Raw genomic sequence first — 19,164 nt, 5'->3', positions numbered from 1 at the left:
GCAGAGAAAAAAGATGAGGAATTGCTGCCTAAACTACAATCAATACTACAAGGGCTGAGAATTTTTGTGGGTTGGGCTTATTGTGAAGAAACTCAACGAGTGTCTGTAAATGTTGGGTTTCGTTCCTCAAACGCCACATCGCTCAACGGGGGAAACCCCCGCACGCGAGTGGCTCCCCAACCTACGTATTTTCGGATTTTTACGCAAAACCTATGCAGTTTTGTAGCCTTTGATTAGAAGCGCAAACCTACACCTGATTGAATGCTAAGGGCGTCAGCAGAACTATTTTCATATGCATCAATACCCCACTTAGCATCACCGTATAAGATGAAGTTGTTAGCGATTTCTCTCTCAGCACCAATTGTCACAACGGGTGAATTTTTATTTCCCAAGGGAGTGCTTTGACCTTCATCCGTCACAAAGGAGTAACCACCACCAACATAAACGTTTGTATTTTTGGCAATAGGTACATCATAAGTGACTAATGGCATAGCAGCTGTTGCATCGCCACCGAATAGAACAGAACCGCGAACCGATACAGGGGCATTTGGAACAGCAAATCGTCCTTGAATATTACCACCTAATGTTGCGGCATCATTATCTTGTCCGCCGTTAGTCACACCAGCCGCAACACCAGCACCTAGGTAATTAGCACTTGTACCGCGTGTTGGAACTGATTGTGCTGAGGCTATTCCCGCAGAAAAAATAACAGAAGCAAAAACAAGTGCAGAAGTGGCTAATTTTGTAAATTTCATAGGTCTTTTGTAACTAGAGTTCATTAAATATCAATGCTTTCTAGTACTAGAGTCCCCTTTTTGACAAGATATGCCCTCGTACACTGAGGTTACCCAAGCGGGTGAAGTTTTTTCCACCCACTTTGGTGAACATATCAACCGTGAATTTCGCTAAAATAGTAGTAACAGATAAATTTCTTGTGGTACGGGCATCTTGCCCGTTTCATATCAGTGGCTGGCAGGATGCCGGCACCACATACCCGGACATTGATATTACATACTGCGCTTCAAAAAGCGTTGTTGTAACCGAGAAACAAAGCTGTTCACCTCAGGTATTTTCATCCAAGTTGCGATCGCAGCAAAAATCCCCAAGCCGACTAAACCAGCAACACATAGCTGTAGCAATTGAATTGGTAACCCATCTTTACCCAAAAGTCTTTGAGAAATTTCAAGAGTCCCGTAGCTCGCTGCACCAGCTACCACGCTACCAACAGTCATACCCACAACGGGTACGCTCCACTCCAACCAAGGCAATCCATGAATTTTGCGATGAAGCAAAAATAACAACATTATTGTAGAGCTAAAATTTACTCCTACGGTTGTTAACACTAAACCAGGAGCACCTAATTTTAGAATATTGATAAAAATATAAGCTAAGACAACGTTAAGAAAGATATTAAAACTACTCACGCGAAATGGTGTCTCTCCATCACCCAAAGCATAAAAAACTCTGACCAAAACGTCGCGTGCTAAATAGACAAACATTCCGCTACCGTATGCAACCAGCAGAGAAGCGACCAATTGAGATTCATCCTTTTGGAAAGCCCCGCGTTCGTAAATAACGCGCACAATAGGTACAGCCAAAGAAATCATCAGAGCACCTAAAGGGAGCATGGTAAAAGCAGATAGAATAATTCCTTGGCGAATGCGTAATTTGAGATCGTGCCAATCTTTAGGATCTGCCAGTCGAGAGAAGACGGGTAGTAGGGGAACCAAAATCATACTAGAAATGATTCCCAACGGTGTTTGTACCAAAAGATTAGCATTTGCCAGCGCAGCAGCAGCTGATGGAATATTAGAAGCAAAAAATAAAATCACCCAGAGGTTGATTTGCAGCATACCAGAGGAAATAGTGGCTGGTCCCATGATTTTCATGACCTCGCCCACCCCAGGCTGGTTTATGTTAAATCGCAAGCGAAAACCACCCATTCCAGCTTGCGCTTGAGCAACGAGCTGTACCACCCATTGCAATATAGCTCCTGCTAAGGTTCCTCCAGCTAAAACCATTCCACCCAGTACAGCATACTCAGGTGTAGTAATTTTACTACCTAACTGTAGCCACAAAATACCCAAACCGATAATAACAGTAATACTGGAAAATAAAGGGCTAATGGAGGGAAGCCAGAAGAGATTAGCAGCATTGAGAGTGCCAAAACCAATACCAATTAACCCTGCAAGGAGTGCCATTGGTGCCATAATCTGAAGTTGTTGGATGGCGATCGCTTTTACAGCACCTCCTTGTGGTAATTGATTTAAACCTGGTGCTACCACATCAATCAAGTTGCCCGAAAAAAGAATCAAAATAATAGTTAGAACTAGCAGTACAGCACCCACAAGGGTTGTAATTGTCTCCACCAAAGGAGCGGCTTCTTCTTTACTACGTTTAGATAAAACACTTACGATCGCACTATGGAACGGACCGTTGATCCCACCCAGTAAAATCAACAGAAAGCCGGGGATCACATAAGCATATTGATAAGCATCAGCTACGACACCCAAACCAAAAGCCGCAGCAATAACTTGCTGACGGACTAAACCTACAACTTTACTAATTAAAGTACCTGCGGCAACAATACCCGCAATACCCGCTATAGAACGAGAAATCTTTTTTTCTTGTGTCACAAATAATACCTGGCAACTGAACTTGGTTAGTGGCGTAGGACAGGCGTCTCGCCTGTTAGCGTTAGTGGTTAGTGGTTAATGGTAGACAACTAACGACCAACAACTAACAATGTAAGGGCGCGGCGGCAAGAGCGCCCCTACAACTATCTACTCCCAATCCTTCCCAATCCGGATAGTAATATCAGATTCTATGTCACCAGTGCCAGATACTTCAATCTGACCCTTACCAAAGATTTCTTGTATTTGTTCTCCTGCTTGTCGATTACCTTTTTGAACAATAATTTTAGATTCGCTTCGGGTGTCAGACCAATCTGGTACTGCATAAACCTTAGCAAAACCTTTGTCTTTAAGATATTTAATCGCTTTTTCAGCTAGTTGGGGTTTTGTAGAAGCATTTTGAATAGCAATTTTCAGTTGTGATGTCGGTTTTACGATTGGCGACATTCCAGAGATTGTGACTCCAGCATACTCCTCAAGCAAGTCAATTCGTCCTGTCAGATCCAGCCAGTAACTATTTGGATCTGCACTTAGACGGCTGAAGATACCGGGCAAAATGGTCATCTGGAACTTATCTCGCTCGACATTCGAGGTAAAGTTAACCAGTGCCATCATTTCCTCTACCTTAAGGTTGGTATCAAAGTGCCTCCGCATTAGGCGGATGAGTTGAGGTAACTTAGGCTTCACGGTGGGACTATAAAGGCGTTCTTTCAACCCTAGTAAAAATGCCTGCTGTCGCTGAACTCTTTCTAAATCCCCTAAACCGTCTTCTCGGAACCGCACAAACTGTTCTGCTTGTTCTCCATTAAGGGTTTGCCAACCACTGACTAAGTTCGCTGATGACCGTCCAGTAGAATCTTTCGAACCCATTGGTTTGGGTACAAATACTTCAACCCCATCAAACTGATCCACTAACTGTCGCAAACCAGCAGAAGAAAGGCGAATATAGCGATCTATAGGAGCATTATTTAGGGTACGGCTGACTACCCGTGCTGCTAAAACGTGACCGCCTTTAGCATTAGCCTCAGACACCTTATTCAATCCTTTTTCAGGAATTGCTATCATTGTGTCTTTAGGGATCGAAAGCACTCGAATTGTTTTATTTTCTGGATTTAACCGTACTAGCAAAACTGTGTCGCTTTTTCCAGAAAAACTTTCCGGAGAACCATACGCACTACCGGGAACAGGCTCAATCCCCATAATTAAAATGTTCATGGGTCGCGTTAGCTGATATTGGGAGATGTTGCTCCACAATTCTCCTGGTAACGGTCCTTTTTGCGTGTCTTGACCGCCAGTACTCAGCTCTTCATCTGTTCGATCCATGTCACTCCACAACGGAGTCCAAAGCGCTAAGGTCGATACTAATAACCCGGATAAAACGACCCCCACAGTTCCTGTGAGTATCCAGAAAAGCCATCGAGGCATTGCCAACCCCAACCTGTAATACAGTTGGCTGGGAATCGAACCTGTAGACTTTACATAAGTATTGGAATCGCCTGGATTTGCTTTAACTTTTACCTCAATGGGCGACTGTTCCTCAGTTTCTGATGTGCTCTGATTTGTCTTTGCTACTTGTTTAACCACAAATATCTCCCCACTCAACCACTCCCTAAACGTAATGTTAATGCAAGCTAATAAGCTTGCGAGTGAACCAAATCACCTTGTTAAGGATAAAGGTTAAAGTAAGCCGTTTTTTTCTTTAAACTTCATCCTTGCTTAGCATTCCCTCTTATTTCATCAGAACAACTTTATACTTCTTCATTCTTCTGTAGGGTCACAGTACACTTGTAGTGTTCTTTAGTAACCCAAAAATGAAACATGACTAAATCCCTAATCCCTGTCATTCTTGCTGGTGGTAAAGGCGAACGTTTTTGGCCTTTGAGTCGCTTAAACCGTCCCAAGCAATTTTTAAATCTCGATGGTAGCAATCGAAGCTTGCTACAAGCAACTGCTGACCGACTGCTACCACTAGCAGGCGGTTGGGAAAACTTGTGGGTAATCACTTCTAGTCAGATTGCTCGAGGTGTTGAAGAACAACTACCCGAACTGCCATCCGAAAATCTACTGGTCGAGTTACAGGGAAGGGATACTGCCGCTGCAGTTGCCTGGACAAGTTTGGAAATTAAAAACCGTTACGGTGAAGATGCCATCATCGGCTTTTTCCCCGCCGACCATTGGATTGCCGACAAGGAAGCGTTTACAAACACCATAGATGCAGCGAAGCTGCTTGCGGCTAGCTATTCAGCAATTGTCACTATGGGGATCAAGCCAACCTTTCCATCAACTGGTTACGGCTACATAGAACAAGGTGAAATGATTGATAGCTTTAAGGATCTGCCAGCTTATCACGTCAACCGCTTTACTGAAAAGCCCGACCGTCAAACGGCTGAAAATTTCCTTTCTACGGGACGCTTTAGCTGGAATAGCGGTATGTTTGTTTTTCGAGCGGGTGTCGTTCTCAAGGAACTGCATATCCACTCGCCAGAAATCATTGAACCGTTAGAAAAGCACGGCCCCGACATCTACCCCCAGCTACCTAAGAAGAGTATAGACTATGCATTGATGGAAAAGACAAGTCTAGCTTATGTAATTCCTACAGAATTTGGTTGGGACGATTTGGGCGATTGGAATGCCATCGAACGCTTACTGAAAAAAGAAGACAATCCCAATGTTGAACTAGCTACTCACGTTGGTCTAGATACTCAAGGAGCGATCCTCTATTCTTCAAACCCTGAAGACGTTATTGTTACCATCGGCTTAGACGATGTTGTCATTGTACGCGATCGCAATGTTACGTTGATCGTCCAAAAAGACAGAACTCAGGAAATCAAACAGGTGCTCAAAACCTTACAAAGCGATCCCCGTTTCACCAATTTACTATAAAAACTAAACCTGGGCAAGAAGTTACAGGAGTGCATTTTTGAGTATATCTTGTATATCTGGTTGGGCAATGGGCGCGTAGGGCATGGAGCAATGAGAATCGATAAGTTTTTCACAGTCCCCAATCCCCCAATCCCCATCGCCCCTCAACAAGGAGGGGACCCCGAGTTCCCCAATCCCCCAATCCCCAATCCCCAATTCCTACTCCCTATAAAATGTTTCTAACTCAAACTGTTCCTCGTCAAAGAGAAATTATTGAAGTTTTGCTTCGCAACGGCTGGGACTATATGCGGCGAGTCATTACACTTGGTAAAGCCGATGAACCCCAGTTACCTACACCAGCTGTCCTAAAAAACATCTTGGTAGATTTAGGGCCAGTCTATGTTAAGTTAGGTCAGCTAATGTCTACGCGCCCGGATCTGCTAAGCGGCCCTTATATTGAAGAACTATCAACTCTACAAGACGAAGTTCCCCCCGTTCCTTGGGCTGATGTAGAAGTTCTCATTCGCCAACAACTAAAACAGCCCTTAGAAGAAACCTTCAGTACAATCAATGCTATTCCAGTTGCGGCGGGTTCTATAGCTCAAACACACCGCGCCACCTTAGCAAATGGTCGGGAAGTTGCGCTCAAAGTACAACGACCGGGAATTGATACCACTGTTGCTCAAGATATTGCATTAATTCAAGGGATTGCTGACTTAGTGGCGCGGACTGAGTTTGGGCAGACCTATGAAATTAAATCCATTGCGGAAGAATTCACTAAGGCGCTGGAAGCTGAGTTAGATTTTACACGGGAAGCCGGTTTTACCGATCAGTTGCGACGTAATTTATCAAACAGTCGATGGTTCGATCCCGAACAATTGGTTGTTGCTGAAATCTTTTGGGATTTAACCACACCAAAGTTACTCGTTATGGAGTGGCTTGATGGCGTTCCACTGTTGATGGCTGATTTGGAGAACTCACAAAATGGCACAGATCCGGCTGCTAAAAGACAAGCAATTACCAGTCTTTTATTCCGTGCTTTCTTCCAGCAACTTTATATTGATGGTTTCTTTCATGCCGATCCCCATCCAGGCAATTTGTTTTACCTCAAAGATGGTCGAGTTGCTTTGTTAGATTGTGGCATGGTAGGGCGACTCGATCCCCGCACTCAACAGATATTAACAGAAATGTTGCTGGCAATTGTAGATTTGGATGCTCAGCGTTGCGCTCAATTAACTTTGCAACTTGCAGATTCTGCTGAACCTGTGATTTTGAGACGGCTGGAAAATGACTACGACCGGATGTTGCGAAAGTATTACAACTTGAGCTTGTCTCAAATGAATTTTAGTCATATTATATATGAACTTTTACAAGTTGCCCGTAACAATAAAATTCGCTTGCCCAGTAATATGGGTTTGTATGCTAAAACACTAGCTAACTTGGAAGGGGTAGCGCGGGGATTCAACCCAGAAATAAACTTTATCGATGAGATTCAGCCGTTATTGACAGATTTGTTCCGCCAACAGCTTGTTGGAGATAATCCCTTGCGATCGCTCCTGAGAACGGCGTTGGATCTGAAAAGTCTCTCCTTGCAATCTCCCCGTCAGATAGAATTGCTACTAGACCGAATCACCTCGGAAACTCTACAATGGAATCTATCAGTACGGGGATTGGATAGTTTGCGACGCACCACAGACGATGCTGCCAATCGTCTTTCTTTCAGTATCCTAGTAGGCTCGCTGATTATGGGTGCAGCAATTATATCTAGTAATGGACAGACATCACAGCTATCATTTTTAAGTAATGTGTTGTTCGCATTTGCTAGTTTGCTGGGGCTGTGGTTGATTGTTAGTATTTTGCGGTCTGGTCGCTTGCGTTAAAATACACAGTACAGTTTTATGTAATGTATATTTAGCAATCCTATTCGATCTGTGAAATACAAGTAGGGTGGGCAATGCCCACCAAAATCTTTGGTGGGCATTGCCCACCCTACAGTGCTTAAAATTTTTTACGAATAATTTAGGATTGCTATATCAAAGTAAATAAAACTGCTTCTGCCCTAGTCCCCAATCCCTAGTCCCCTACATATGTCCCCAGAATCACTTATATCTGATACTCATCGTGCATCTAACTTTAGCGATCGCAGTATAATATCAGTTCAAAACCTGAATAAGATTTACCCTGTAGCTGTTAAAGAACCAGGTCTTGCAGGAACAATTACTCATTTTTTCCGCCGAACTTATCGAGAAATTAAAGCAGTTCAAGATGTTCACTTTGAAATTGCACCCGGAGAGGTAGTAGGATTTTTGGGACCAAACGGTGCAGGTAAGACCACAACACTGAAAATGCTGACAGGATTAATTCATCCTTCACACGGTCAAGTGAGAGTTGCTGGATACGTACCGTTCCGCCGTGAAGAAAAGTTTTTGCAAAAAATTACTTTAGTGATGGGGCAAAAACAACAGTTACTTTGGGATTTGCCAGCCCTTGATTCCTTAAAAATTAATGCTGCTGTTTACAATATCCCAGAGCGAGAATTCCGACATCGGGTAGGGGAATTAACTGAGATGCTTTCGCTACATGGCAAACTTAACCAACCCGTGCGAAAACTCTCTTTAGGGGAACGGATGAAAGCAGAATTATTGGCAGCACTTTTACATCGACCCCAGGTATTGTTTTTAGATGAACCAACCCTAGGGCTAGATGTCAATGCTCAGATAGGAGTGCGCGATTTCTTACGCGAATACAATCAACGCTACCAAGCAACAGTGCTGTTAACTAGTCATTATATGGCTGATATCACTGCATTGTGTCAAAGAGTTCTACTAATTCACCAAGGACAATTAGTGTACGATGGTAGCCTAGATGGGCTGCTAGAAAGTTTTGCTCCTTATAAAGAAATTCATCTGGAATTAATGAACCCCGTTCCCAAAGAAAAACTCGCGCATTATGGCGATATACGACATATAGAGGGACGATGTGTATGTTTTATGGTGCAGCAAGATGCAATCACTCGCACAGTTTCCCGTATATTAGCAGATTTAGATGTGGTTGATTTAACAGTGACAGAACCACCTGTAGAAGAAGTGATTGGTCGAGTGTTTCAAGCAGGGATTGTTAGTGGTTAATGGATAGTGGTTAGTAGTTAGTCGATAGTGGCGTATTGACAACTAACGACTAACAACCAACAACTAACAACCAACAACCAACAACTAACCAAACCTATGCTAAAAAGAAATTTTAGAAAAAGCTTAACGTTTCTTTCCGTGTACTATGCCTATATGCTTGAATATAGGTCGGAACTCCTGCTATGGGTACTGGCAAACTCTTTACCAATTATTCTTATGGGAGTTTGGATACAAGCAGCACAAGGAGGACAATTTAGTTTAAACCCTGTAGATTTTGCTCGTTACTTTATCACCGTTTTCTTAGTGAGGCAAATTACAATTGTATGGGTTGTTTGGGAATTTGAAAGGGAAGTCGTAGAAGGAAAACTTTCACCGCGATTGCTACAACCAATCGATCCAGTTTGGCATCATGTTGCTTCTCATCTTTCTGAAAGATCGGCTCGTTTACCTTTTTCGGTTTTATTATTAATTGTCTTCTTTATTATCTATCCTCAAGCTTTTTGGATACCAAGTTTAACAAACCTCTTGCTCTTTCTAATATCAGTCCTACTAGCTTTTGCTTTGCGCTTTATTACTCAATATACCTTTGCAATGTTCGCTTTTTGGACAGAACGAGCTAGTTCTATAGAGAATTTCTGGTCTTTATTCTACTTGTTTCTGTCTGGAATGATTGCACCTCTAGAGGTTTTTCCCGAACCTGTAAGAGCGATCGTTCTTTGTACTCCGTTTCCCTATATGATTAATTTTCCCGTAAGTCTCTTGATAGGTTTACCTACGGATGTTGGGCGAGGGTTTTGGTTAATGATAGGTTGGATTTTGTTCTTTCTCGGTTTGAACCGTATGCTGTGGCGGCGTGGATTGAAGCGTTATTCTGGAATGGGGGCTTAGGAGATGAGGTATGCGGCTAAATTCACTGACCTATGAGGAAAATTAAATGGCTGAAAATAAAGATTTTGTGTTTCTAACTTCCACTTTAACTGCTGCTGCTAGAGCCCTAGAAACAGAAAGACCCGATCGCCTATTTGAAGATCCATTTGCTGCCCAGTTAGCAGGTTCAGAAGGTTTCGAGCTTCTACAACCAGATAAAAAAGTTTTGGGAAAAAACGCGACGGCTTATATCACCATCCGCACCCGCTTTTTTGATGATTTTCTCGTATCTTCAGTACCTGAATTTGGTCAGGTTGTGCTCCTAGGAGCAGGAATGGATAGCAGAGCGTACCGTTTAACATGGAAACCTAATGTCCACTTGTATGAGGTTGACAAACCAGAGGCATTGGCAAGAAAAGACTTCATACTTAAGGATAATTTAGCAATGTGTCATCGGCATACAATCGCAGCTGACTTAACCAAGTCTTCTTGGCTTGATTTGCTTATAGCTCAAGGATTTAATGTAGAGATTCCCTCGGTCTGGCTATTAGAGGGATTTTTAGTGTACTTGAGTGAGGTAGAGTCTCACAACTTGCTTAAAAGCATTTCAGAATTGAGTGCCACTGGTAGCAAACTAGGTGCTGATTTGGCAAATCTGAAATTTTTACGACGTTATCAGGAAGAATTTGTTATAGGTAAATACTGGCAATTTGGATGTGACAACCCAGAAGAGTTATTTGCTAGTTACGGATGGAAAGCATCAGTGATTCACCCTGGGGAGGAAAATACAGATTTTAACCGTTTTACAATGAACTATGGTCCTCGTAATGTTCCTGATGTGGAACGGACTTTTTGGGTTAGAGCTAGTAAAGAGTAGGTTAGGTATTGAGTCTATTCTGTGATTATCTATATAATATCGATTCTCAAAACGATGTTCCTGAGTTTGATTTAACTGACAGTAGTAACTTATGAGCGCTCCTCTCACCAAACTTTACTCATGTCTAAAACAAATCCAGGCAAAACAGAATCACCGCTTACAGTAGCAGGATTATCTAAACACTCCTCTGGCATTCCGGGACGGTAAATGTAAACTTTGCGGTTTTTGCGGTCAATCAACCAGCCTAATTGTATACCTGGTTCCCTCATATATTCTTCCATCTTTTCTTTTAGTGGTTTAAGGTTATCGGAAGGCGATCGCAATTCCACTACAAAATCCGGGCAAATTGGAGAAAATTTTTCTTGCTGTTCTTCTGATAAGCTGTTCCATCGTTCTAACTTCATCCATGAAACATCAGGAGATCTTTCTGCACCTGTTGACAGCTTAAACCCAGTGCTAGAGTCAAAACACAAACCAGTGCCATCTTGCTCTGCCCAAAATCCTAGCTGAAGAGCTAAGTTAAAGTTACGATTGCCTGTCTTTCCACCAGCAGGGGACATAATAGATATTTCTCCATATTGATTGCGCTCGATACGTAGATTGCGATTAACCTGACAGAACTGGAAAAATTGCTCATCCGTCATGTGTAAATCGGAGGGCATTTGTAAAAAAATGGGAGATGAAAGCATAATAAATTTCCTAAATTTTTTTATACTTTTTTGAGGTAGAAGTCATCAAAATACGAGCTTCTCACACTATTTTAGAATTTGAATTGAAACAATATTGTTTTGTCACAATCAAATCCATGTTCGCTAAATTCAACTATAAGCCGTCATCTTACCAAACTTTACTCATGTCTAAAACAAATCCGGGCAAAACAGAATCACCGCTTACAGTAGCAGGATTATCCAAACACTCTTCTGGCATTCCTGGACGATAAATATAAACTTTGCGGTTTTTGCGGTCAATCAACCAGCCTAATTGTATACCTGGTTCCCTCATGTATTCTTCCATCTTTTCTTTTAGTGGTTTAAGGGGATCGGAAGGCGATCGCAATTCCACCAGAAAATCTGGGCAAATTGGGGCAAATTTTTCTTGCTGTTCTTCCGATAAACTATTCCATCGTTCTCTTTTCATCCATGAAACATCAGGAGATCTCTCTGCACCTGTTGATAGCTTAAATCCAGTGCTAGAGTCAAAACACAGACCCGTTCCATCTTGATTAGACCAAATATAAAGCTCTCCAAATATGCTACCGCTACGATTGCCTGTCGTTCCACCAGTGGGGGACATAATAGATATTTCTCCATATTGATTTCGCTCGATCCGTAAGTCCCGATTAACCCGACAGAACTGGAAAAACTGCTCATCTGTCATGTGCAAATCTGAGGGCATTTGTAAAATAATAGGAGATGAAAGCATCTTATTTTCCTTCTTAACTGCACTTTCATAAATTTTAGATCAACCGCTCGCGCAACCATAAAGCCAGTAAAGGTAGCGCAAATCGATAACCTTTTTCTTGACCGTAAATTAAGCCTTTGTGCTGTAAGCCTAACAATGCACCCTGAAGGCTGCCACCTCTAGATAAACCATGTTTCTGAATATACTCTTTACTTTGAGGTTTTTCGGTAGGATCGGTTGCCAAACATTCTAAAAGATGCACTTGATTAGCTGGAAGTAACATCAGCAAAGACTCAAAAACAATGGATAAATCTTTGAGTAACCCTTCAATTGCTAGCTGTATATCGCGTTCGGTAATTAAACCATCGGGGTGGTGAAACGATTGTAGGCGACGAATGAGGGACACAGCATCGCCCATATGTCCTTGTACCGCATCAAGAAATAACTGCAATGCTGATGACCTCGCATCAAATGTCAATCCCGAAGCGTGCAGCATCTCTCTCGCCCAAACAGCCATGAAATCTTTTGCTAGAGGAGGTAATTGCACGACATCTAACGGATAATCACTTTCTTCTGGGTGATTGCTAATTTCAGCAATAGTTGCAACTAATATGTAACTTACGCGATCGTGCTGTTTAATTTCTCGTCTTAGTGTTGTTTCCCACAAACCATTTCGATCCCAGGAACGAATATGTGGAAAACTTTGCAATATCAACACCACTTGCTTATCTGTATCTTCTACCAACTTTTGTGGTAAGGCAATCAGTATTTCAAAAGCTTGCCATAGCTGCTTCTGATTAAGAGAACGCAAGGGTTTGAGCTTACCGCCATTGCCTTCAGGATGAAAAGCAAACAATTCACCCCCTGTTTTCGCTAACCATTCTCGAATGGGGATAGGTTCAAAGTTTTGATTAATCGCCTCTGCTAACAATTGTAGAAATCTTTAAGCTTTGGGGAGTGCAATGGTTATTCTGTTTGGCTGTAGGTTCGCCAATGATTTTGTAGGCTACGGTTGTGAATAAATTAGATCCGCCCAATTAATGATTTTTTGTTCTCACGTAAAGGTGCCAAGTAGGGTGGGGATTCCCCACCTTTTTCTTGTTACAGTAGTTGTCAAGTTTAGGACTTGCTGTTGGAATAAACTTGATAACACGTGAGGTGTATTTTATCTGAAGCGTGTCTCGTAAGGTAAGTTCCAACTCTTCTGGTGCTACACTAAGGGATCTCCAAGAAATAAATTAACCATTTTGTGGAACGGGCGTCCTCGCCCGTCCTATCTGGGTGGCAGGCGAGACGCCCGCACCACAAGAGAAAGATGTAAATTTTTTTATTTGGAAGTCTCTAACTTGCTCAGCGTATCGGTACGAAATTGTAACTTTTATCAGAACCGTCTTGCGGACGAACTTCTACGAGTTGAATCGATGAATTACTACGATCGCCTGAAGGCAAAAACCTAATATCGCCAGAAGCACCAGTTGCAGAAAAGGTTGAACTTGAGAGCATTTGTTGGATACCAGAACGAGTAGGATTTCCCCTAATTGCTGTTATGAGAGCTTGGGTTGCATCGTAAGACATAGCACTCCGCCAATTCACTCGGCTTTGCCAGAGTTCTTGAGACTTACGCGCAAAGTCAGATTCTAAATGACTATCGATGTGCCAAGCCACAGGTACTACCAAACCCACTGCCGCTTTACCACCATCTGCTAAGATTTTTGACGTGTATACATCGTCGCTTCCTAAAAGGTTTAACCGAGAGTTATTGGCTTGGATAATAAGCAATGTTTTGTCGAGCATAGTCGTGTTAGCTGCTAGCATCAGCACCTGTGCTCCTTTCGCAACTGCTTGTTCCACACTCCTATTAGCACTGAAATCAGGAGCGGACATATCAAATTCTAAATCTTGGTCAACTTGTCCGCCATTTGCAATAACTTCTTCAACAAAACTCATCTTGAGAGATTCGCTATACGTACTTTGGGAATTGAAAAAAACTGCTGCTTTTTGCTTTTTCAATTTCGTCAGCATATATTGCGCTAATGACTTTGTTGCTACGCGATCGCTAGGAACAGTGCGGAAAACATAACGACTGAAATCTGAAAGTTGAAAATCAGTACTGTTAGGAGAAATAGCTACCAATTCTCCTGCATTATATTCTCTTCCTGCTGATAGAGTTGCGCCGCTAGAAAAATGACCTATAACACCGAGGATTTTAGGATTGTTGACTAAATTTTTAGCAATTTGTTGAGCAATTGTAGGGTCATCATCATCATTAGCGATAATGACTTTAATTGGTGCTTGATTCATGCCTTGAGCCTCATTTGCTTCATATTGAGCTTGTGCAACTCCGCGCAACATTTCCAAAGCTCCATTTGGATTATTTCCAATCGGGACGACTACAGCTATTGTGAATGCTTCTGAAGTAGCAAACTGTTCTAGATCTGCTGCTTTGGCATTATTCAAATAAATTAAAGTCTCTGGAGCATTAGGAGATTTCTGAATGGCAGCTTCAAATTCAGCAATAGCTTGCTTATAATTACCTCCCGCCATTGCCTCAACTCCTCTCTGTTTTGCAGATGAAAACTCTCCATCAGCCGTGTCACTTATCTCTTGTTTTACTAAAATTTTCTCTCCAGAACTCAATCGGTCTTCTACAAGTGATGCATCAGGAGTATTTTCCTGTGTTATGGTAGGAGTGATTTCACTTGTTGCAGTGGGCGTGCTTTCACTTGTTGCAGTGGGCGTGCTTTCAGGTGTTGAAGAAGCATTTTCTAAACTATCTGTAGTTGAAAAAGTTGTATTTTCAATAATTTTTACAAACACAGCGCTAGTAAGCATAACTGCTAATGCTATAGCTATTAGAGACAAATGTTCAAGGATTTTTTGCTTCATTATCTGTCATTAATAGTATTAAAATTATTTTTTGTTTTCTTCAAATAATTGATATAAAATTATGATTATAAAGGCAAACGCTCCGGCAAAAATGGCTAATAATAGTGTTATTAATAATCCTGGCAAACCCGCTCTTAATAAACCTTTTAATAAAAAACTTTGAGGCACAATTAAAAACGTAATCGCTGATGAAATAACAGTAATACCAAAAACAGAATATTTCTCAAAGGATGGATAGTGTTTTCCGAAAAATTTAAATATGAAAATTCCTAAAATAATCAGCCAAAATATAGCACTAAGCCATACTGTGCCTACAATACTTACCACAAAGATAGCTAGTAACCAACTGCCAGACCCTAAGATAACTGCTTGTTGTAGCGATCGCGCATAAAATTGTGAATCTTTTTTTGGTACTAACAGCTTTGATAATGGAGAGACACTATTGTTCTTTTCTGAATGTTGTACTGCGGACTTTCCAGAATCTGGTGCTAGTTGAGAGTCAACTATTGGGCTTCCAGAGGATTGAGAAGAGACTTGTTTTGATTGCGGTATGGTAATTGAATTTCCAGAAGGTTGAGAAGAGACTTGTTTTAATTGCGGTACTGTGGGTGTTTGTTCAAACGAAGTTACTCCCAACTGAGGTGAAGTCGGTATGACTCCCGCTAGCACTGGTTCAAGAACTTGTAAAGCATCAGTGGCAGACTGATAGCGGTCTTTAAAATGGTAACGTACCATTGTGTTTACGATCGAAGCAAACTCGTCACTAACCTGCGCCCAGGGTTGCCAGATAATCTCTCCTGTCTCATCGTCTTCCTGAAACTGAATGGGATTCAGACCTGTTAATGCTTGGATACCAATGATACCTAGTGCATAAATATCGCTGTTAGGGCGAGGGTTACCCCGACTTTGCTCTGTTGGCATATAACCTGGTGTTCCAACAGCAATAGTAGCATTGGCGTTTATTTGACCTGGGGTCAATATTTGAGAGCGAATTTGCTTGACAGTGCCAAAATCAACGAGTACGAGTCGATCGTCTTGCCGTCTTCTAATCAGGTTATCAGGTTTGATATCTCGATGAATTACCCCAAAACCATGAATAAACTGCAAAATCTTTAAGACTTCATGGAACATCTGACAAACTTTGGTTTCAGACCAGCGTTGACCTGATTGAAGCTCATCACTAAGAGTATGCCCATCAATCCAATCTTGAACTAAGTAAAACTCTTGATTTTCTTCAAAGTAAGCTAAAAGACGGGGAATTTGGTCGTGTATTATGCCCAGTCTTTCCAAAGTTTGAGCTTCTGTAAGAAACAGACGTGTTGCATTCTCCAAATACCTTGGGTTATTACTCGTAGGTGTGAGATGTTTGACAACACACATTGGATTGCCCGGTCGGCGCGTATCTTCAGCAAGATAAGTCTGACCGAATCCGCCTGTTGCTAAAGTGCGAATAAGGCGGTAACGATTATCTAGTAAATCGCCTGGTTTGGGTGCATTCATAATCGTTTTGGCAACGTCAACAATTCCATAGTCGAAGGATAATTTTTACAAATTATTTACGATCTATTCAATGTTATTATGCGATACTTTCTTATAAAAAATTTATATTTTTTATAAAAACTTTGAAGTATGATATGTTAGTCTAACTCGATCGCTACATTTTGGATTGCGAGCATCACTCTTATAATATGCATTATCAAAAGCGTCTTTGTCTTTAAGAATGCGATCGCGTTAAGAAGATCTCGCTCGAATGGGCTATTATTTCCACTGTTAATACCAATTTAATATGAAGCTGCATATTATTTTTACCCCGACTAACCTCCCCTTATAAAGGGGAGGAAAATAAATTTCCTGTTTCCCCCCTTGATAAGGGGGAGCCACTGCGCCATCGCGGGTTAAGCGACTTGTAGCAAGTGGTGAGTCCACCCTTGTAGAAAGGTTTCCTTTCGTAGAGGAGTGGCGTTCGCGTTCGCGGAGCGTGCGCTTTGCGCTTAGCGTGTGCCTTGCACATACCCGTAAGGGCGTGGATTAAGGGGGGTAAGGAGAAATGCTACAAATGGTAGAGTTTTTTCGGGAGCATCTTCATCTGAAAACGGTATAACTAGCTAGGTACAAATAAACCGAACTATATTACAAAATGTAAATACACTAGAATCCGTTACCAATGACGGATGACAAATTCCTCATGACGCTCCTCACTAGCTAACTTTAATTGTGCTGACTCACTTATATTTTGAGTAAGGTTAGAGTAATTGAGTGTATGTCTCTTCTACTACTAGAGTAAGTCATACAGAAAATTAGTATAAAAATTCTATTTATACAAAAATATCTGGCGTATAATTCCAGAATCTGAGAATTAAATTTGTATTTTAGTTTGTTATTGTACATTTCATACTTACCCCTTTTAAGAGGCAATGGAGCCAGAAGTATTTTTGGAACAGAAGGAAATTATACCCTTAACCAAGGTATTGATAAAAGTGCTAACAAGTGAGGCTAATGCTAGCGATCGCCGAAGTCTTCTTAAGAATGCTGAGATTAGCTCTGCTTTCATCGGTAACTTGAGGCTTGAGTCACAACCTAACACCTTAGCTCAGTCATTAGTGGCAGCATTTAAATCTCATCATATGTCTAGTAAGCAACCAGACTACCATCCAATGGTTAAATTTCTTAGTTACCTGACTGAGTTAGGTTTAACTGAAAATTACGAGATGTCTGATGAAGAGCTAGACCTTTTTAACCGACTTATAGAGCGGGGTCAGAAAAACATTAAAGCTTTCAAGGTTCGCAATGGTATTGACGTATACGCATCTAGACATCTAACCAGTATACCAACTGACAAGAAAACAGTAGGTAACAATCTCAATTCCACCAAAATTCTATTTATAGCCGCAGCTCCTAGTGATACATCCAGCTTGCAGTTGGGTAAAGAATTAAGGGACATCCGAGAAAGACTGCGACTCTGTAATTTAAGAGATACATTTACGATACAAAGTATTACATCAGCGCGACCTGGAGATATCAGTCAAGCCCTCTTAGATTTCAAACCACATATTGTTCATTTTTCGGGACATGGAACTCACACGGGTGAACTGTGCTTTGAAAATAATTTGGGTGAAACTAACCCAGTTGCTCCTACAGCTTTAGCTGCAATGTTTAAACTGGTGTCGCATCATGTTAACTGTGTTGTGCTGAACGCCTGTTATTCTGAGATCCAAGCACGGGGAATCATTCAACATATTTCCTTTGTTGTTGCTATGAATAAAGCTATTGGAGATAAAGCAGCTATTACCTTTGCTGTGGGTTTTTACAAAGCACTCGGTGCAGGTGAAACGATTGAAAGAGCCTTTGAGTTTGGTCTTGTAGAACTTCAACTCGAAAATATACCAGAAGAGTTAACACCTGTTCTTTATAAACAAAACTTAACTTAAATTTCACAGTTAGTTCTAAAAAAAGTAAAAAATCATACTATCATTAGGGAGATTGAGAAAATTTTTTAAATGCCAAAATACTGGGACTTAATAAGTTATTATCAATAACGATGGAACCTGACAAACAATGGATTTTCTTAATGCTCAGGAAAAAGTCCAACTTCAAAGAATTTTAGCTAAGATTTCAGGACTTCAAACTGCTTCCGAACGCTCTGATTTTCTCACAATTTGTAGTTTGAGAAACTATTGTTCTTCAATTTCGTTCGATTGCTCGACAGATAAATTTGTATCCAGTCTTATTGTTCAACTTTCTAAATTTAAGATTATATCTGGAAATTCCAAAAAACTAGGATTAGTTGTTCTATTAGAATACATTAATGAGTTAGGAGAGTACGAGATCGGCTTATCCCCAGAAGATCGGGACTTTATTCAATATGTTATTAATAAGTGGGAGCAATCTAAGAAACAGTCTCCTGTACCAAAAAATTCTCAACAGCCGCCTCAATCAACTTCTTCCCAACCACCCATTCAAAGACAAGTAAACATTCAGCCGCCAGTAAGTAACAGACCGAAATCAGTACAAACAACAACAAACAACAGACCAAATTCACCAGCAAGGCGACGGCAAAATAGTGCTCAACCATCCGTCGATACAGTCAGATATACTGTTATTATTGTCAAAAAAATATGGTTTATCTTAGTATTCATTGTTATTATCTGGTCTGTTGTTGGATACTTTAGTCAGTCGCTAATTGATGTACCTAGCAATCAGATGCTCTCTGTCTTGATTATATATGGCTTTCTTGGTGGCATATGCAGTGGTTTGTTGGGTGGCTGGCTAGCCTTGAAGTTAGTAGCTCCCTCTATTCAGTTGGAAACATCTCTCATTTATTCAGCGATTAAAATGATTGCTGTGGCTATTGGTTGGACAATGGTTGGAAAGCTCGCGTATAATTCCAATATGCTCCGGGAGCAGGGACCGCTAATTGGGTTCATGTTTGGAATACTGATAGCGATCGTAATCATTGGATGGCTTAATTTAATACGTCATAGAGCATAGGTGAAGTCACAGTGTCAATATT

General features: G+C 41.2%; 14 protein-coding genes and 1 pseudogene. 7 read left to right on the top strand and 8 right to left on the bottom strand.

The window, feature by feature from the left end:
• Positions 1-233: 233 nt before the first annotated feature.
• From ACKTT2_RS47065 to ACKTT2_RS47055, 3 genes are all read right to left on the bottom strand, one after another.
• Entirely contained in the window at positions 234-755 is a 522-nt protein-coding gene (locus ACKTT2_RS47065; protein ID WP_407899761.1) for a putative outer membrane beta-barrel protein, read from the bottom strand.
• Positions 756-1,007: 252 nt separating this feature from the next.
• On the bottom strand, positions 1,008-2,636 hold the full coding sequence (gene murJ, locus ACKTT2_RS47060; RefSeq protein ID WP_407899759.1) for a murein biosynthesis integral membrane protein MurJ: 1,629 nt from the start codon (positions 2,634-2,636) through the stop codon (positions 1,008-1,010).
• Between the two features lie 147 nt (positions 2,637-2,783).
• Positions 2,784-4,157 (bottom strand): LCP family protein, encoded by a 1,374-nt coding sequence (locus ACKTT2_RS47055; RefSeq protein WP_407899939.1) that lies wholly within the window; start codon positions 4,155-4,157, stop codon positions 2,784-2,786.
• A 294-nt stretch (positions 4,158-4,451) separates the two neighbouring features.
• On the opposite strand from ACKTT2_RS47055, the gene ACKTT2_RS47050 reads away from it, so the two are divergent.
• The 5 genes from ACKTT2_RS47050 (at position 4,452) to ACKTT2_RS47030 (ending at position 10,367) form a co-directional block, all read left to right on the top strand.
• A complete protein-coding gene (locus ACKTT2_RS47050; protein ID WP_407899757.1) occupies positions 4,452-5,516 on the top strand; it encodes a mannose-1-phosphate guanylyltransferase in 1,065 nt (354 codons plus the stop codon).
• 212 nt (positions 5,517-5,728) lie between these two features.
• Positions 5,729-7,375, top strand: a complete 1,647-nt coding sequence (locus tag ACKTT2_RS47045; RefSeq protein ID WP_407899755.1) for an ABC1 kinase family protein — start codon at positions 5,729-5,731, stop codon at positions 7,373-7,375.
• A gap of 207 nt (positions 7,376-7,582) precedes the next feature.
• Positions 7,583-8,623 carry an ABC transporter ATP-binding protein gene (locus ACKTT2_RS47040; RefSeq protein ID WP_407899753.1) on the top strand — a complete coding sequence of 347 codons (1,041 nt, stop codon included), beginning with the start codon at positions 7,583-7,585 and terminating at the stop codon, positions 8,621-8,623.
• Between the two features lie 96 nt (positions 8,624-8,719).
• On the top strand, positions 8,720-9,511 hold the full coding sequence (locus tag ACKTT2_RS47035; RefSeq protein ID WP_407899751.1) for an ABC transporter permease: 792 nt from the start codon (positions 8,720-8,722) through the stop codon (positions 9,509-9,511).
• Between the two features lie 46 nt (positions 9,512-9,557).
• On the top strand, positions 9,558-10,367 hold the full coding sequence (locus ACKTT2_RS47030; RefSeq protein WP_407899749.1) for an SAM-dependent methyltransferase: 810 nt from the start codon (positions 9,558-9,560) through the stop codon (positions 10,365-10,367).
• A gap of 104 nt (positions 10,368-10,471) precedes the next feature.
• On the opposite strand, the gene ACKTT2_RS47025 is transcribed toward ACKTT2_RS47030, so the two are convergent.
• From ACKTT2_RS47025 to ACKTT2_RS47005, 5 genes and pseudogenes are all read right to left on the bottom strand, one after another.
• Complete coding sequence (locus ACKTT2_RS47025) at positions 10,472-11,056, bottom strand: Uma2 family endonuclease (RefSeq protein ID WP_407899747.1); 585 nt, start codon at positions 11,054-11,056, stop codon at positions 10,472-10,474.
• Positions 11,057-11,204: 148 nt separating this feature from the next.
• Positions 11,205-11,789: a Uma2 family endonuclease gene (locus ACKTT2_RS47020; RefSeq protein WP_407899745.1), complete on the bottom strand. Its 585-nt coding sequence runs from the start codon at positions 11,787-11,789 to the stop codon at positions 11,205-11,207.
• A 34-nt stretch (positions 11,790-11,823) separates the two neighbouring features.
• Positions 11,824-12,711 (bottom strand): annotated as a pseudogene (locus ACKTT2_RS47015) (ATP-binding protein); the annotation flags it as partial.
• A gap of 407 nt (positions 12,712-13,118) precedes the next feature.
• Positions 13,119-14,654: an ABC transporter substrate-binding protein gene (locus ACKTT2_RS47010; RefSeq protein WP_407899743.1), complete on the bottom strand. Its 1,536-nt coding sequence runs from the start codon at positions 14,652-14,654 to the stop codon at positions 13,119-13,121.
• 24 nt (positions 14,655-14,678) lie between these two features.
• The gene (locus tag ACKTT2_RS47005) at positions 14,679-16,154 is read right to left on the bottom strand and encodes a protein kinase domain-containing protein (protein ID WP_407899741.1); all 1,476 of its coding nucleotides are present in this window, start codon (positions 16,152-16,154) and stop codon (positions 14,679-14,681) included.
• Between the two features lie 914 nt (positions 16,155-17,068).
• Between ACKTT2_RS47005 and ACKTT2_RS47000 the strand changes: the two genes are divergently transcribed.
• Both ACKTT2_RS47000 and ACKTT2_RS46995 read left to right on the top strand, forming a co-directional pair.
• Entirely contained in the window at positions 17,069-18,082 is a 1,014-nt protein-coding gene (locus tag ACKTT2_RS47000; protein WP_407899738.1) for a CHAT domain-containing protein, read from the top strand.
• A 127-nt stretch (positions 18,083-18,209) separates the two neighbouring features.
• The gene (locus ACKTT2_RS46995; protein WP_407899736.1) at positions 18,210-19,142 is read left to right on the top strand and encodes a hypothetical protein; all 933 of its coding nucleotides are present in this window, start codon (positions 18,210-18,212) and stop codon (positions 19,140-19,142) included.
• Positions 19,143-19,164 lie beyond the last annotated feature (22 nt).

It is taken from the genome of Scytonema hankhaensis NUACC26 (assembly GCF_045865695.1).
Classification (GTDB): domain Bacteria; phylum Cyanobacteriota; class Cyanobacteriia; order Cyanobacteriales; family Nostocaceae; genus Scytonema.
Note: the sequence above shows the minus strand (reverse complement) of the source record. Positions and strands in the feature narration are given on the sequence as shown.

Excerpts from the sequence above, each read along its gene's own strand:
- ACKTT2_RS47065 (WP_407899761.1), bottom strand. The coding sequence starts at position 755 with ATGAAATTTACAAAATTAGCCACTTCTGCACTTGTTTTTGCTTCTGTT.
- ACKTT2_RS47050 (WP_407899757.1), top strand. The coding sequence starts at position 4,452 with ATGACTAAATCCCTAATCCCTGTCATTCTTGCTGGTGGTAAAGGCGAA.
- ACKTT2_RS47045 (WP_407899755.1), top strand. The coding sequence starts at position 5,729 with ATGTTTCTAACTCAAACTGTTCCTCGTCAAAGAGAAATTATTGAAGTT.
- ACKTT2_RS47040 (WP_407899753.1), top strand. The coding sequence starts at position 7,583 with ATGTCCCCAGAATCACTTATATCTGATACTCATCGTGCATCTAACTTT.
- ACKTT2_RS47035 (WP_407899751.1), top strand. The coding sequence starts at position 8,720 with ATGCTAAAAAGAAATTTTAGAAAAAGCTTAACGTTTCTTTCCGTGTAC.
- ACKTT2_RS47030 (WP_407899749.1), top strand. The coding sequence starts at position 9,558 with ATGGCTGAAAATAAAGATTTTGTGTTTCTAACTTCCACTTTAACTGCT.
- ACKTT2_RS47025 (WP_407899747.1), bottom strand. The coding sequence starts at position 11,056 with ATGCTTTCATCTCCCATTTTTTTACAAATGCCCTCCGATTTACACATG.
- ACKTT2_RS47020 (WP_407899745.1), bottom strand. The coding sequence starts at position 11,789 with ATGCTTTCATCTCCTATTATTTTACAAATGCCCTCAGATTTGCACATG.
- ACKTT2_RS47010 (WP_407899743.1), bottom strand. The coding sequence starts at position 14,654 with ATGAAGCAAAAAATCCTTGAACATTTGTCTCTAATAGCTATAGCATTA.
- ACKTT2_RS47005 (WP_407899741.1), bottom strand. The coding sequence starts at position 16,154 with ATGAATGCACCCAAACCAGGCGATTTACTAGATAATCGTTACCGCCTT.
- ACKTT2_RS47000 (WP_407899738.1), top strand. The coding sequence starts at position 17,069 with ATGGAGCCAGAAGTATTTTTGGAACAGAAGGAAATTATACCCTTAACC.
- ACKTT2_RS46995 (WP_407899736.1), top strand. The coding sequence starts at position 18,210 with ATGGATTTTCTTAATGCTCAGGAAAAAGTCCAACTTCAAAGAATTTTA.